We start from the raw sequence: 14529 nt of genomic DNA, 5'->3' as shown, positions 1-14529 counted from the left end.
TTCTTAGGCCTCTTCTGCCTGCTCAAGATCATCGAGGCGGGCAATGAGACCGTCGTGAACACCAGGCCACTCGTCCTTGGTGATGGAGTAGACGGCGGTGTTGCGCAGGGTGCCATTGCCCATGACCATGTCGTTGCGCAGCATGCCATCGAGTTTGGCGCCGAGCTTTTCAATAGCTGCTCGAGACTGAGCATTCTTCTCGTGGGTGCGCAGCTCAACAGCGTTGCAATTCAGTACGTCGAAGGCATAGCTGAGCATAAGGAGTTTGGCTTCGGGGTTGATAGCGGTTCCCTGATAGCTGGCCGCCATCCAGGTGGAACCGATCTCGATCTTGAAGTTTTCGAGCTTCATGTTCATGAAGGTGGTCATGCCAATGGCTTTACCCGACTCCACATCAATAGTGGCAAACGGCATCATGGTTCCCTGCGCGTAGAGTCCAAGGCGGCGGTCAATCTCGGCAGTCATGCCGGCAGCATCAGGAACCCAGGTGTACCACAGCTCGTGCAGCTTGCCGTCATCGCTGGCAATAGAGAGGTCAGCCGCATGTTCGTGGCTCAAAGGTTCTAAGCGAACATAGTCACCGACAAGGGTGGGGATCTCAGGTAGTGCCATGGTGGTTCCTTAGTTCGTCAGGCGGTGAAGCTCACCAATGAGCCCGTTTGCGAGATAGACGAGATCGCGGATTGCGCGCTCATCGCGCTCTATCCAGATGTGCTTGGGGGTGTCCGAGACGGGCACAAAGTTTTCGTGCTGTTCCCACACGAACAAGGTGCGCTCAGCACCGAGCACGTATTGCTGCCAGTAGACCTGACGCAGATATCCAGCAGGGACACCTTCGAAGGGCTTTTGGCTGGTTTTGATCTCAGCAAGAATGAGGGTTTCCTCCACCACACCAATGCCATCGGGCGTGGCAAGGTGACGAGATTCTGCTTCCGAGTGGAACAACGCAGAGCTGGGCTCGATGGAGAAGTTCTCTTTCACCCACGCAGCAATGACCGGTTCACGAGCCTTACCGTGGTCGGTGTAGACGTTTCCGGTAAAGCTGGATCCGCGAAGTTTTTCCAGGGCCGCGGTGGGAATGGCGTTCACGCTGTTGAGCTTGGCCACATCCGTTGCGGTAATGCCACGAGAGCGGGCACGAAGCCAGGCGGCCTCATCCGAACCATCGGTGACCATGCGTGAGAGATACGCAATGTGAGGCTCGGCCGCCTGAGGCTTGGTCTCGGGCATCTGGGCCACGTTAGCTGCTGAACTCACGAGCTCTATTCTGGCTTGTCCTGCGGACATCGGTGTGTGCGCTCGCCGCAGTGACGCACTCTCAGAACATTCATAGCCTTCTTAGGCAGTTCATAGGATTCTCATAGGAAACTTCGTCATACTCATCTTGTGAACGAAACAACTGCCCAAGCCCCCATCCGCCTCACTCGTGCCGATGGTTCCCCCATCCGTGTCCTCGTTGTGGACGACGAAGCCTCGCTGACCGACCTACTACAGATGGCTTTGCGTTATGAAGGCTGGGAAATCAAGACCGCAGCCGATGGCTCATCCGCCATCACCACTGCGCGTGATTTCCGCCCCGATGCGATCGTTCTCGACATCATGCTTCCTGACATCGACGGCCTCCAGGTTCTTCAACGACTCCGCGCAGATGGCAATGATGTTCCCGTCCTATTCTTGACCGCCAAGGATGCCCTCGATGACCGTATTGCTGGTCTCACTGCTGGCGGCGACGACTATGTGACCAAGCCCTTTAGCTTGGAAGAAGTTGTGGCACGACTGCGTGGACTGATTCGTCGCTCCACCCTCACCGTGGATGCCAACGAAAGCCCTGTGCTAGTTGTGGGAGATCTCGAGCTGGATGAAGACAGCCACGAGGTTCGCCGCGCTGGTCGCCTCATTGAACTGACCGCAACCGAGTTCGAGTTGCTGCGCTATCTCATGCGTAACCCTCGCCGCGTGGTGAGCAAGAGCCAAATTTTGGACCGCGTCTGGGACTACGACTTTGGTGGAAAGAGCTCAGTCGTGGAGATCTACATCTCCTACCTGCGCAAGAAGATTGACGCCGAAGGTTCGCCCATGCTGCACACCGTTCGCGGTGCTGGCTACATGATCAAGCCGGCTGAATAATGTCGAAAGTCACCCGCGCTCCCTGGACGCTGCGTCGTCGCCTCACGGTGACAATGGCAGCTCTTTTAGTGGTTGCCGCGGCCCTGATTGGTGTCGTCAGTGTGTTGTCGCTGCGATCCTTCTTGGTTGATCGACTGGACACGCAGCTCAACAGTGCGGTGATCCGAACTACGGAAGCCGTCACCGACGGTATTCCGGTTCGTCCCGGCCACAACGATGGTGATAACGATCACGATGACCGCCCCAACAATGCCTTGTTGGCGCCCGGTCAGGCTGCAGGAACTCTCGTCGCCATTGTCGCCGCTAATGGCTCCACCACGGCTGGCATTTTGAACGACCGCGGTGAAGTTCGACTGGTCGATGTCGGAGACATTTCGAACTTCACGACGGTGAAGATTAGCCGCGAGCCCAGCACCATTCACGTCAAGGGGTCGCAGGATTACCGCGCGATAGCGGTCAACACCACAGGCGATGCCAAGCTCGTGATTGCTCTGCCGATGACCGAAGTCAATGCAGCCAGTGCTCAACTCATTACCGTCATCTTGTTGGTGACCGCATTTGGTGTGGGAGCGGTCATCATTGCTGGTCGTTTGCTCATTCGTTACGAATTGCGCCCGCTCGATCGTGTTGCAGATTCAGCAACTCGCGTTGCTGAGCTTCCCCTCGATAAGGGAGATGTTGATTTAGCGGAACGTGTCAGTGAAGACGACACCGATCCCCGCACCGAAGTGGGTCGTGTGGGCTCTGCCTTCAACCACATGCTCGGACACATCTCTCATGCCTTCGCTGCCCGCCAAGCCAGCGAAGAGAAGGTGCGCCGCTTCGTGGCGGATGCCAGCCACGAACTGCGCACGCCGCTGGCCTCTATTCGCGGCTATGCCGAACTCACCAGGCGCAGTGGTGCCGAGCTCCCCGAGGATGTTCGTCACTCACTGAACCGCATCGAATCTGAAGCAACCCGCATGACCGGGTTGGTCGAAGATCTCTTACTCTTGGCTCGCCTGGACGAAGGCCGTGAACTTCAGAACAGCCCAGTTGATCTCTCCCGCATCATTGTCGACGCTGTGAGCGATGCTCACGCTGCCGGACCGGATCACACCTGGGATATGGAACTTCCCGAAGAACCTCTCGAAGTCATCGGTGACCAGGCTCGCTTGCACCAGGTAGTGGTGAACCTGTTGGCGAATGCCAGGGTTCACACACCTGCTGGCTCCACAGTTCAGGTGGTGCTGGAAAAGCACGACGAGAATGTTCTGCTCAAGGTGATTGATAATGGTCCTGGTATCCCTCAAGAACAGATGCCGGAGTTGTTCGAACGTTTCACTCGAGGAGACGCTTCCCGCACGCGTGCAACCGGAAGCACCGGACTGGGCTTGGCCATTGTTAATGCCGTTGTTCAGGCCCACCACGGAACCGTGACGGTGACCAGTGAACCCGGTAAGACCATGTTCACTGTGAGCCTGCCAGCTGCACAGTAATTGCTTCTACACATAAGGAAAGCCCCGCAGATGCGGGGCTTTCCTCGTTAAGTGTTTCGAGATGATGTTGCGTGCTTTAGTAGCGAACAGTTGCCTTCTCGAGAAGAGAGTAGTTGGGGTCAACCTCACGCAGCTGCGCTACTGGAGCATCTCCGAAGGAGCTGATCAAGGTAGTGGGCAAAGACACTGCCAGAGCACCCCATGAGCACCCTGTAGTCAAAGCAGCCTCGGGGCTTAGTGCAGGAAGGGTTCCTGCTTCGCGGCCAGCAGCAGAAGCTTCTGGGCTGACAACCTGGCTGAGGAAGCCAGCAAGGAATGCGTCACCAGCTCCGGTGGTGTTGATGACCTCTGGAGCAACTGCCGAAGCCCAGACAACATCATCGGCAGTGATGGCGATAGCACCATCGGGGCCAAGGCTCACTAGGGCGATTTCTAGGCCGGTCGAGATGAGCTCACGACCTGCTTCGATGACATCACCAAGAGTGTGGAGTTCGTGACCCACGAGAGAAGCAAGTTCATCAGCGTTGGGCTTGATCAGGTTGACCTCACCACTGCGACCCCAGTGCTTGAGTTCGGGACCGGAGGTGTCCAGACCCACACGAGCACCCAAGTCACGGGCACGAGAGAAGAGTTCGCTGAGGTCGATGGGGAGACCGGTGTCAATCATCTTGGGGTGCATACCGGATACGACCAGCCAGTCAGCGTTCATGTCTGAGACTTGCTCGAGCGTGGTCTCGACAACATTGCGCCAGTCTTCAGTGGTGAAGGGGATGGCCTGCTGGTTGATGTTGGTGGTGCGACCGCCGCGCTCAACCACGGTGGTGTTCACGCGAACACGACCCTGAACGGGCATGATGCGCAAGATCTGTGGGAACGGAGTGGAGAAGAGAAGGTACTGGTCCTGCATACCGATAGGGAGCACAGCTGAAACAGGGTGCTTAGAAAGGTGCAGGGTGCGGGCAACGTTCAGGCCCTTACCGCTCATGTATTCGTGGACTTCATACGCACGGTTCACTTTGCCGACAGTGAGATCCTCGGCAAGGTAGGTGCGGTCCAGCACGGGAGCGGGGGTCAGGGTTACTACAGCGTTCACGAGGCCTCAAATCTTCGTGACAAGCCAAAACTCACTTTGTGATGCCGGTCTCACGGGCATCCGATGTGAGCATCAGCGCTAACAGGGGAGGGAAGTCTTTAGTCTACCGATTTGCCAGGGGTACTGCCTCTCACGTACTCTAGAGATACCCAAAGACCGCTGGTTATTGGCGTGCTTATGAATGTAAGCAACCAATCGAAGTTTCGTTTCGACGGAGACCCGCGCAGGAACCTGTAAGTGATTAATACGTTCGCGTGTTTTCTTTCGCTCCAGCCCCTGCGCTGGAGCTTTTTTAGTTTGAGCGGTCTGAGGCTAATCACTCCACACAAGTGGGGTGTGAGAAACCACAAGGAGCGCCATGGCGAACAAGGAAGCAATGCTCTCCGAACTCGAGAAGAATTTCTCTGGTTCGAATGCAGTTCTGCTCACCGAGTACCGCGGCCTCACTGTTGCTCAGCTCAAGGAGCTGCGCAAGTCCATCAGTGAGCACGCGACTTACGCCGTGGTAAAGAACACGCTGACCAAGATTGCCGCCGCTAAGGCAGGCATCACCGGTCTCGATGACCAGCTTGCTGGCCCATCGGCTATCGCATTCGTGCACGGCGACGCTGTCGCTGTTGCGAAGGCCCTGCGTACCTTTGCCAAGGCAAACCCTCAGCTCATTTTGAAGGGCGGCTACTTCGACGGTAAGCCTCTCGACGCTGCTGAGGTTGGAAAGCTCGCCGATCTCGAGTCCCGCGAAGTACTTCTGGCTAAGTTTGCCGGAGCTGCAAAGGCCTCTCTCTTCGGTGCCGCATACCTGTTCACCGCACCACTGTCGAAGGCTGTTCGCACAGTCGACGCACTGCGTGCAAAGCAAGAGTCCGGCAACTAGTCACTTACTAGTTCCGGTTTAGACGAAATAACAACAAGGAGAAAATCATGGCAAAGCTCTCAACTGAGCAGCTCATCGAGGCTTTCAAGGAGCTCTCGCTCATCGAGCTCAGCGAGTTCGTTAAGGCATTCGAGGAGACCTTCGAGGTCACCGCTGCAGCTCCCGTAGCTGTTGCTGCCGCTGGTGGCGCTGCACCTGCAGCTGCTGAAGCTGCTGAAGAGAAGGACTCTTTTGACGTCGTTCTCGAGGCTGCTGGCGCAAACAAGATTGCTGTCATCAAGGAGGTGCGTACCATCACCAACCTCGGTCTGGGTGAGGCTAAGGCACTCGTTGATGGTGCACCTGCAACCGTTCTCGAAGGCGCTAACAAGGACGCCGCAGAGAAGGCAAAGGCTGCTCTTACCGAGGCTGGCGCAACCGTCGTCCTCAAGTAGTCTCAGCTACTACACGCTTCAGGGCGTCAACTCTTCGGAGTTGGCGCCCTTTCGCTTTAACTTCTCCAGCTAGCCAGCGAAGGTAATCCAGAGCAGCACCGCGTTCAATCCAATAACGAACACCGATGCCAACACTGCCAAGGTTGTGGTCACACCTGAGTTGATATCTACGCCCAAGATGGACTTGTCCCTGGTGAAGATCACCAGAGGAATCAGCGCAAAGGGAATGCCGAAGGACAGCACAACCTGGCTAATAATCAGTGCCCAGGTGGGGTCAGCGCCAATACTCAAGATGATGAAGGCGGGGATCAACGTGATGACCCGACGCCACAGCAACGGAATCTGAATATCGGTCAGACCGCTCATGATCTCGGCCCCGGCATAGGCTCCCACCGAGGTTGATGCCAAGCCAGATGCCAGCAGTCCCATCGCAAACAACACGGCTATGACGGGCCCCAAATTGTTGTTCAACGCCGCATAAACACCCTCGAGGGTGTCGGTGCCGGGAACTCCCTGCAGGCTCACTGCTGCTGTGAGCAAGATGGCCAGGTTCACGCCGCCGGCAATCACCAATGCCACAGTGACATCTACGCGGGTGGCCTTGAGAATCTTGCCGCGTTCCACGCCAGCAAGAACCAAACCAAAGCGATCGCGAGTCAGGGCCGAGTGCGCATAGATGGCATGCGGCATGATCGTCGCACCCAAGATGGACGCCGCCAGCAACACAGAAGCAGCGCCATCAAAGCGTGGCATCAGTCCACCCAGCAGCGAACTGGGGTCTGGTGGTGCCACGACGAGACCCATGCCGAAGCCAATGGCAATAATCAACAGCAGCGCGATGACGACGCGCTCAAAAGCCTTCGCACCTGAGCGATCACGAAGGGACAGTAAGAGTAAGGACAACAGACCCATCACCATGCCGCCGGCAAGCAAGGGGAAACCGAATAACAGGTTGAAGGCGATGGCGCCACCGACGACCTCGGCGAGGTCCGTCGCCATGGCGACAATCTCTGCCTGAACCCAGAAGCCCCTGCGCAGCCATTTGTTCTTGATGCGTTCTCCGAGAATCTGGGTGAGAGATTTCCCGGTTGCCAGTCCCAACTTGGCAGAGAGGTATTGCACCAACCAGGCAACCAGGTTGCCCACGACGACTACCCAGACCAGGAGATAGCCGAACTGTGCGCCGGCGGTCATGTTGCTGGCAACATTGCCGGGATCCAGATAGGCCACACCCGCCACGAGTGCCGGACCCAGCAGAGGAACAACCCGCAGAGCACGCGTTCGACGAGTCGCCGAGGGTGCAGGGTTGGGGGTTGTCATCGCTACTCAATTTCGCTGGGATGGACGCTGCTGCGTCTTCCCCACCAGACTACTTGTCAGCGAAGACACAGTCACAGCCTCTACTTCCAGGAGTAACGTCAGGAATATGAGAATTCTGCTAGTTGGTGCCGGTGGCGTCGGAGACGCCATTGCCAAGATTTCCGCACGTCGGTCCTTCTTCGATGTCATGGTGGTGACCGACTACGACATCACGCGTGCCGAGCGCACCATCGAGTGGCTCAAGGCCAAGCACGGTGCTGCCGCGATCGAAGGTCGCTTTATCGCTGACCAAATTGATGCGTCGAAACCCGAGAGCGTGACAGAGGTCGCCCTGCGCCACAGTGCCACCCACGTGATGAACGCGGTCGAGCCGAAGTTTGTGCGGACCATCTTTGCCGGTGCACTCGCCGCTAACGCGGACTATCTCGACATGGCGATGAGTTTGTCCTTGCCGCACCCCACCAACCCTTACGCCGAGACCGGTGTGAAACTCGGAGATGACCAGTTCGCTGAAGCTGGGAAATGGGAGCAGGCAGGACGCCTAGCTCTGGTTGGTATTGGTGTTGAACCAGGAATGTCCAACGTCTTTGCTCGCTATGCGCAAGACAACTTGTTTAGTTCAATCGATGAGCTGGGAACACGCGATGGTGCCAACCTGGTTGTTCGAGACGAGGAAGGCAATGAAATCTTTGCCCCCTCATTCAGCATTTGGACCACGATTGAGGAATGTCTCAACCCTCCTGTGATCTGGGAGAAAGACAAAGGGTGGTTCACCACACCGCCGTTTAGTGAACCAGAAGTCTTCACCTTCCCCGAAGGCATTGGTCCGGTGGAGTGTGTGAACGTGGAGCATGAAGAAGTGCTCATGATGCCTCGCTGGCTCGATGCGAAGCGGGTGACCTTTAAGTACGGACTCGGTGATGAGTTCATCGGCATTTTGAAGACTCTGCATCAACTAGGTCTGGACTCTATTGAACCCATCAAGGTCCGCACTGCACAGGGCCCTGCCATGGTGGCCCCCCGTGACGTGGTGGCAGCTGCATTGCCTGATCCTGCCACCATCGGTCCCCGCATGACAGGAAAGACTTGTGCAGGAGTCTGGGTGACTGGTCTCGGTAAGGATGGCCAACCTCGAGAGGTATATCTGTATCACGTTAGTGATAACGAGTGGACGATGGCCGAATACGACAGCCAGTGTGTGGTCTGGCAGACCGCGCTCAATCCTGTGATTGCGCTAGAACTCCTAGCCAATGGCACCTGGAGTGGCGCTGGTGTCCTTGGCCCAGAAGCCTTTGACGCTGTTCCTTTCCTCGAGCTGATGGCTAAGCCAGAAGCTGAGGGAGGCTATGGACAGGCCTGGGGCCTGGAAGAGCGCTAAACGCTTAGAGACACGAAAACACGTGGGTAGTCACGTGAGTGTATGTTTCACCGGGTTCCACCACAATGCTGGGGAATTGGGGCAATAGGGCATTGTCATTGATGCGCTGAGGCTCAAGGCAGACTCCGCCAAAGGCGGTGAGCACATGCACGTCATCGAACGCTTCCTCTGGGAGATATCCGGCAGTGTAGACCTGGAGCGCAGGCTCGGTTGTGAAGAGTTCTAGCTTTCTGCCCGAAGGTGGGTGGCTCAGGGTCGCTGCCGCAGTTGTGGTGTGGTCCTTCTCCGCCAAGACAAAGGTGTCATCCCAGCCAGGAGTAGCCAGGGAAAGCTGGTGAGGTGTGGGAGTGAGCTCTCCGGTTGGTAGCTGGCCTTCACCTGTCTCTACATGCCAGGCTACGTCCGCCGTCAGTTCGTGATCGTGGATGGTGCTTCCTGCGTTTCCTGACAGGTTCCAATAACTATGCGTGGTGAGGTTCACCGGGCAGGCGGAGGTGGTCTCTGCAGTGAGGGTGCAAGTGAGAACGCCCTGCGCAAAGAGTTCATAGCGAGAGACCACAGTCAACTCGCCGGGATACTCTTCCTCACCAGCAGGGCTTACATAGTGGAATTCTGCAACGACTGATTCATCCGACTCAAAGGTAATCAATTCCCATTCGAGCCGATCAAAGCTGCGGGTTCCACCGCCATGAAGCTGGTTGGGGCCCTCGTTGGGTTCCAGCGAGAAGGAGAGACCACCACCAGCGAAGTGTGCTTGTGGGATACGCCCGGCAACTCGGCCCACGGTGCAGCCGAGGTAGAGGTTGGCGCGGTCGCCATAGTGTTCCGGGCTCGGTAACCCCAGAACCACATTTCCTAGAACGCCAGCTTTATCGGGCACCCAGAGTTCCACGATTCGCGCACCAAATGTAGAGACAACCATGGACACCCCACTCCGTGTTGTGAGTCGAGTGAAACCAGAGGATTCTCGTTGGATGCTCATAATCAAAAATCTCACTGAATCAGGAATGCCCCCGACACATCGACTGTGTCAGGGGCATTCATAACCTGGAAGGTTAGACCCTCACTCCGCCGCCGGAGCGCTTGCGCGACAGGGCGTCGATGGTTGCAGCTGCAATAAGAACTGCACCGGTAACGAGGAAGTTCACACCAGCGGGGAGACCGATGAGGCCCAGACCGTTGTCGATGATTGCGATAACAAGAGCACCGATGGCTGCGTGGATCAAACGACCACGACCACCGAAGAGGCTCACGCCACCAACAACTGCTGCAGCAACACCGGAGAGCACGATCGAACGACCTGCGGTCGACTCGATAGCACCGATACGACTGGCTGCAAGAACACCGGAGACCACAGCAAGTGTGGAACAGATGATGAAGGCGGTGATGCGGATCTTTGCCACCTTGATACCTGCACGACGTGCAGCTTCAGGGTTTCCACCCACTGCGTAGAGGTGACGACCAAAGGTGGTGCGGTCCAGTACGAAAGTTCCCACGAACAGGATTCCGATCACGATCGGAATAACGATGGGGACACCCTCGATGGGGACAACAGAAACGCTGCGGTTGACGCTCATCGCGCCGACGGCGATTCCCCCCAGCACGGCAATGATCGCAACACGAGAAAGCATCAAAGCGATGGGGCGGTTTGCCACACCTGCCTTGGCGCGACGTGCACGGTCATAGAAGCCCAGTGCGAGAGAAACTCCCACCATCACAGCAAGCATGATCCAACCACCTGCAACAGGCATGTTGGAGTTCATGATGGCCTTGAGCTCAGGAATGTCGAGGCGGAACAGACCACCGTCACCAAGCATGACGAGCATGAGGCCCTGGAAACCCAGGAACAGACCCAGTGTGACCACGAAGGAAGGAACACCAATCTTCGCGACGAAGATACCGATAACCCAACCAACGAGTGAACCCAATGCCAGGGCAGCAATGATCGCAACGATCCAGTTGATTCCCATCATCTGGTTCAAAACCACGAACAAGGCCATACCAACACCGGCGGTCACACCTGCAGAAAGGTCGATTTCTGCAAGAAGCAGAACGAAGACCAGGGCCGAGGCGAGAACGGTGAGCTGTGCTGCCTGAACGAACAGGTTGGCAAAGTTCAGCGTGGTGAGGAAGTAGGGGCTCAGTGAGGCGAACAGAACAACCAGGGCCAGCAATGCAATAACAGCAGGCAGTGCGCCCATTTCGCCGTTCTTGAGACGCTGACCGTATGCGGTGATCTGGTCGCGGATAGTGCCTTCGTGGCCGCTACCGATTTCAGTGGGGGTTAGCGAACTCATTACGCCACCTCTTCCATGGTCTTGGTGCCGGTGATGTAACCAACAACATCGGATTGTGTAGTTTCGGAGGTCTTTAGTGATGCGACCATGCGTCCTAAGTACAGAACGTTGATGGAGTCGCAGACCTGGAAGACGTCTGCCAAATTGTGGCTGATGATGATGACGCCGATGCCGTTGTCTGCGAGGCGACGAACCAGGTTCAGAACCTGCTCGGTCTGTGCCACACCCAACGCAGCAGTTGGCTCGTCGAGGATGACGAGCTTTGCGTTACGAAGAACAGAACGTGCAATAGCTACAGTCTGACGCTGACCACCGGAGAGAGAGGAAACCTTCTGACGAACCGACTTCACGGTACGAACCGAGAGGCTCTGCAGTGCCTTGGTGGCCTGGAACTCCATCGAACCTTCGTCGAGGGTGCCCTGGCTGAGCTCTTCGCGGCCGAGGAACATGTTCTGAACGATGTCGAGATTGTCGCAGAGTGCTAGATCCTGATACACAACCTCAATGCCGAGAGCGCCGCTCTGGCGAGGGGAGTGGAGGTGAACTTCTTCACCCTCGAACTTGACGATTCCCTCGTCGTAAGGCTGAACTCCGGAGAGGCCCTTGATCAGTGTGGACTTACCTGCACCGTTGTCACCGACGAGTGCGGTGACCTTGCCTGCGTATGCCTTGAAGTCAATGCCCTTGAGGACATCTACGGGACCGAAGCTTTTCTTAACTCCAGAGAGTTCGATCAGTGGCACATCCATGCCCATCTCCTTTGATGTTTCATCCGGCCTCAAAGCCGGGGTGGGTGTCAATTCAATGACAGAAAAATTGTGGGGGTGAAACAAGAGAGACTTTGCGCCGGCCGGATCGACCGGCGCAAAGTCTCAACTATTGGTTTGTTACTTTACGCCGTACTTTGCACATGCCTCAGCGAGCTCTGCGGTGCAGAGGTCCTTGGCAGTTGCGTCGCCACCAGCAACAACGTCGATGACCTGTTCAGGACCGACCTTGATGGGGGTAACTGCGACGAAGGGGGTTCCGTCAGCGAGCTTCTTCGCTACAGAAGGAGCCTTACCACCGAGGATCTGGATAGCCAGGTCCGAAGCAGCAGCAGCTTCTACAGAGAATGGCTTGTAGACCGTGCAGGTCTGCTTGCCGAGAAGAACGTTCTGGAGACCAGCAACAGATGCGTCCTGACCCGAAACAGGAACGGTCTTGCCGTTCTTGTCAAGGATGGTGATAACTGCAGCTGCGTTGGTGTCGTTTGCTACCCAAACAGCGTCAACGTTACCGCCGAGAGAGGTGTAAGCCTGCTCGAATGCGGTTCCAGCCTTGGTTCCATCCCAGGTACCAGGAGTCTCAGCAGCAGGCTTGATGCCAGCAGCTGACATGACGGATACAGCACCGTCGTAGAACATCTTTGCGTTACCGTCAGCGGGGTCTCCACCTACGTAAACAACAGATGCAGTCTTGGGGTCCTTGCCAGCAGCGGTAAGACCATCAACGATGCACTCACCTTCGATTGCGCCAACACCCTCGTTGTCGAAGGAGACGTAGTAGTCAGCTCCTGCAACGGGACGGTCGTAAGCGATAACTGGAACGCCAGCAGCCTTAGCCTTCTCGGCAACCTGGATAGCAGCACCCTGGTGGTCGGTGAGGATCATTACGCCACAGCCCTTTGAGAGCATCTGGTCAGCAATGGTTGCGTACTTAGCGGTGTCACCCTGAGCGTTCTGGATGTCTACTTCGTAGCCAGCGTCAGTCAGTGCAGCCTCGAGAGCAGGCTTGTCGCCAGCTTCCCAACGAGGTGAGGACTCGGTGTCGGGGAGGATTACACAAGCACGGGTGCTGGCAGCTGCATCGTTAGATGCACCGGCACAACCCGAGAGGGCAAGTGCGGACACAGCTGCTAGAGCTGCGATTGAGATCAATGAAGACTTCTTCATTTCTCTCCCTTCAATTTTCTCTTGGTTTCTCGGATTAACTCCGAGTCGGGCTCGACGGTGAGCCCTGTCCCTATATGTTGCCGTATCCAACAAATGAGAAACAACTTATTTTGGTCACGAAGTGGTAACAAATAGCGGAAAAAGCGATATTTGTTGTTTCAAACCCTAAATAAGGGATTTAACGTGATGCCGCGAAAGCTGCTGCTTTACGGTAGTTTTCGATCACATTTACGGCCTGTGGGGAGGAAACAGTGCCGATCGTGGCAATACTCCACGCAGGTGCACTGCCCAAGACCAGCTGAGCTGCTTGTCGAGCAGCGCCATTCGCCACGTATTCACCAGGTTCCGCAATCACCACAGGAACACCAAAGATTTCACCGGCAATGACCTGAACTGCAGGATTTGCTCCTGCGCCACCGACCAAGAAGATGCGTGAACAGGCAACACCCGCATCAGCAAGTGCTTCGAGTCCTGCATTGAGCCCACAGAGCATTCCTTCGATTGCAGCACGTGCAATGTTCTCGCGGGTGTTGTTGGCCAACGTCAATCCGACCAACTCAGCTGTTGCATCAGGCAGGTTGGGTGTGCGTTCGCCTTCGAAGTAGGGAACTAAAACCACGCCGCCAGCGCCAGGCTCTGCTTTCAAAGCAAGCTGCCCCAGCTCATCATGATTAACTCCCAAAACCTTGGCAAAGGAGTCCATCACTCGGGCGGCATTGAGAGTACAAACAAGAGGCAGCGACGAGTTAGACGCGCTAGCAAAACCAGCAATTGTTCCGCTGATGTCGTGAGTGGAAGAGCTGGAGACGGCAAAGACGGTTCCACTTGTCCCCAGTGAGACCACCACATCACCCTCGGCAGCACCGAGACCAAAGGCAGCAGCAGCGTTGTCACCAGCGCCGCAGGCGACCTTCACGCCACCAGGTGTCATACCAACCTCTTCACCAGGCAACACAATGCGAGGTAAAACAGGAATGTGTCCGAGTGCATAGGTGAGGACTTCGTCGCAATACGAGTTCGTGGCCGAGTTGAAGTAGCCAGTGCCACTGGCGTCAGAGCGATCTGTGGCCAGTGCGTCAAGAACCGGTCCCTTTTCACTTTCACCTTCGGGACCGTATCCGGCCAAGCGCCACGTCAGCCAGTCGTGGGGGAGAGCAACTGCCGCTACTCGGGCAGCATTCTCAGGCTCAGTGTTTTTGAGCCACAACAACTTCGTGGATGTGAAAGAAGCTACGGGCACTGACCCGGTGAGTTGAGCTAAGTAATTAGCTCCAAAGTGTTCGGTGAGTTCTGATGCTGCACCAGCACTACGTGTGTCATTCCACAACAGGGCGTCACGAATAACGCGACCTTCGGAGTCGAGGACCACCATGCCGTGTTGCTGCCCACCAATCGAGATGGCCTCGACATCGTCGATTCCGCCAGCTTGGGCAATGGCTTCCATAAGAGCAGTCCACCAATGTGAAGGGTTGACCTCTGTGCCGTCCGGGTGACTGGCTCGACCTTCGCGAACCAGTGCACCCGTCTCGGCATCTCTGATGACTACTTTGCAACTCTGAGTTGAGGTATCAACCCCAGCCACCAGAGCCATGAT

At 56.4% G+C, this 14529-nt stretch carries 14 protein-coding genes; 5 read left to right on the top strand and 9 right to left on the bottom strand.

The window, feature by feature from the left end:
• Window positions 1-3 precede the first annotated feature (3 nt).
• Together AURMO_RS07660 and AURMO_RS07655 are read right to left on the bottom strand one after the other, a co-directional pair.
• Window positions 4-612, bottom strand: a complete 609-nt coding sequence (locus AURMO_RS07660) for a GNAT family N-acetyltransferase (RefSeq protein ID WP_110234602.1) — start codon at window positions 610-612, stop codon at window positions 4-6.
• 9 nt (window positions 613-621) lie between these two features.
• Window positions 622-1257 (bottom strand): YqaJ viral recombinase family protein, encoded by a 636-nt coding sequence (locus tag AURMO_RS07655; RefSeq protein ID WP_332618791.1) that lies wholly within the window; start codon window positions 1255-1257, stop codon window positions 622-624.
• A 129-nt stretch (window positions 1258-1386) separates the two neighbouring features.
• On the opposite strand from AURMO_RS07655, the gene AURMO_RS07650 reads away from it, so the two are divergent.
• Both AURMO_RS07650 and AURMO_RS07645 read left to right on the top strand, forming a co-directional pair.
• Window positions 1387-2127, top strand: coding sequence for a response regulator transcription factor (locus AURMO_RS07650; RefSeq protein WP_110234601.1), 741 nt, complete (start codon window positions 1387-1389; stop codon window positions 2125-2127).
• Window positions 2127-3605: a sensor histidine kinase gene (locus AURMO_RS07645; protein WP_110234600.1), complete on the top strand. Its 1479-nt coding sequence runs from the start codon at window positions 2127-2129 to the stop codon at window positions 3603-3605. Before AURMO_RS07650 ends, AURMO_RS07645 begins: the two co-directional genes overlap by 1 nt.
• Before the next feature lie 76 nt (window positions 3606-3681).
• Here the strand turns inward: AURMO_RS07645 and AURMO_RS07640 are convergent, their stop codons facing one another.
• Window positions 3682-4698, bottom strand: coding sequence for a 1-phosphofructokinase family hexose kinase (locus AURMO_RS07640; RefSeq protein ID WP_110234599.1), 1017 nt, complete (start codon window positions 4696-4698; stop codon window positions 3682-3684).
• 358 nt (window positions 4699-5056) lie between these two features.
• On the opposite strand from AURMO_RS07640, the gene rplJ reads away from it, so the two are divergent.
• Both rplJ and rplL read left to right on the top strand, forming a co-directional pair.
• Window positions 5057-5572, top strand: a complete 516-nt coding sequence (gene rplJ, locus AURMO_RS07635; RefSeq protein WP_110234598.1) for a 50S ribosomal protein L10 — start codon at window positions 5057-5059, stop codon at window positions 5570-5572.
• 47 nt (window positions 5573-5619) lie between these two features.
• Window positions 5620-6006 carry a 50S ribosomal protein L7/L12 gene (rplL, locus tag AURMO_RS07630; RefSeq protein WP_110234597.1) on the top strand — a complete coding sequence of 129 codons (387 nt, stop codon included), beginning with the start codon at window positions 5620-5622 and terminating at the stop codon, window positions 6004-6006.
• A 69-nt stretch (window positions 6007-6075) separates the two neighbouring features.
• Here the strand turns inward: rplL and AURMO_RS07625 are convergent, their stop codons facing one another.
• Window positions 6076-7326: an Nramp family divalent metal transporter gene (locus AURMO_RS07625; protein WP_110234596.1), complete on the bottom strand. Its 1251-nt coding sequence runs from the start codon at window positions 7324-7326 to the stop codon at window positions 6076-6078.
• Between the two features lie 106 nt (window positions 7327-7432).
• Here AURMO_RS07625 and AURMO_RS07620 point away from each other — a divergent pair, with 106 nt between their 5' ends.
• Entirely contained in the window at window positions 7433-8704 is a 1272-nt protein-coding gene (locus tag AURMO_RS07620) for a saccharopine dehydrogenase family protein (RefSeq protein WP_110234595.1), read from the top strand.
• A 4-nt stretch (window positions 8705-8708) separates the two neighbouring features.
• Here the strand turns inward: AURMO_RS07620 and AURMO_RS07615 are convergent, their stop codons facing one another.
• The 5 genes from AURMO_RS07615 to xylB form a co-directional block, all read right to left on the bottom strand.
• The gene (locus tag AURMO_RS07615; RefSeq protein WP_110234594.1) at window positions 8709-9686 is read right to left on the bottom strand and encodes an aldose epimerase family protein; all 978 of its coding nucleotides are present in this window, start codon (window positions 9684-9686) and stop codon (window positions 8709-8711) included.
• A gap of 73 nt (window positions 9687-9759) precedes the next feature.
• The gene (locus AURMO_RS07610; RefSeq protein ID WP_110234593.1) at window positions 9760-11001 is read right to left on the bottom strand and encodes a sugar ABC transporter permease; all 1242 of its coding nucleotides are present in this window, start codon (window positions 10999-11001) and stop codon (window positions 9760-9762) included.
• Window positions 11001-11750 (bottom strand): ATP-binding cassette domain-containing protein, encoded by a 750-nt coding sequence (locus tag AURMO_RS07605; protein ID WP_110234592.1) that lies wholly within the window; start codon window positions 11748-11750, stop codon window positions 11001-11003. Before AURMO_RS07605 ends, AURMO_RS07610 begins: the two co-directional genes overlap by 1 nt.
• 138 nt (window positions 11751-11888) lie before the next feature.
• Entirely contained in the window at window positions 11889-12935 is a 1047-nt protein-coding gene (locus AURMO_RS07600) for a sugar ABC transporter substrate-binding protein (RefSeq protein ID WP_110234591.1), read from the bottom strand.
• A 178-nt stretch (window positions 12936-13113) separates the two neighbouring features.
• The gene (gene xylB / locus AURMO_RS07595; RefSeq protein ID WP_110234590.1) at window positions 13114-14526 is read right to left on the bottom strand and encodes a xylulokinase; all 1413 of its coding nucleotides are present in this window, start codon (window positions 14524-14526) and stop codon (window positions 13114-13116) included.
• Between the last annotated feature and the right edge of the window lie 3 nt (window positions 14527-14529).

This window comes from Aurantimicrobium photophilum (assembly GCF_003194085.1).
Taxonomy (GTDB): domain Bacteria; phylum Actinomycetota; class Actinomycetes; order Actinomycetales; family Microbacteriaceae; genus Aurantimicrobium; species Aurantimicrobium photophilum.
The sequence above is the reverse complement of the archived record's forward strand: the minus strand, read 5'-3'. Positions and strand labels throughout refer to the sequence as shown.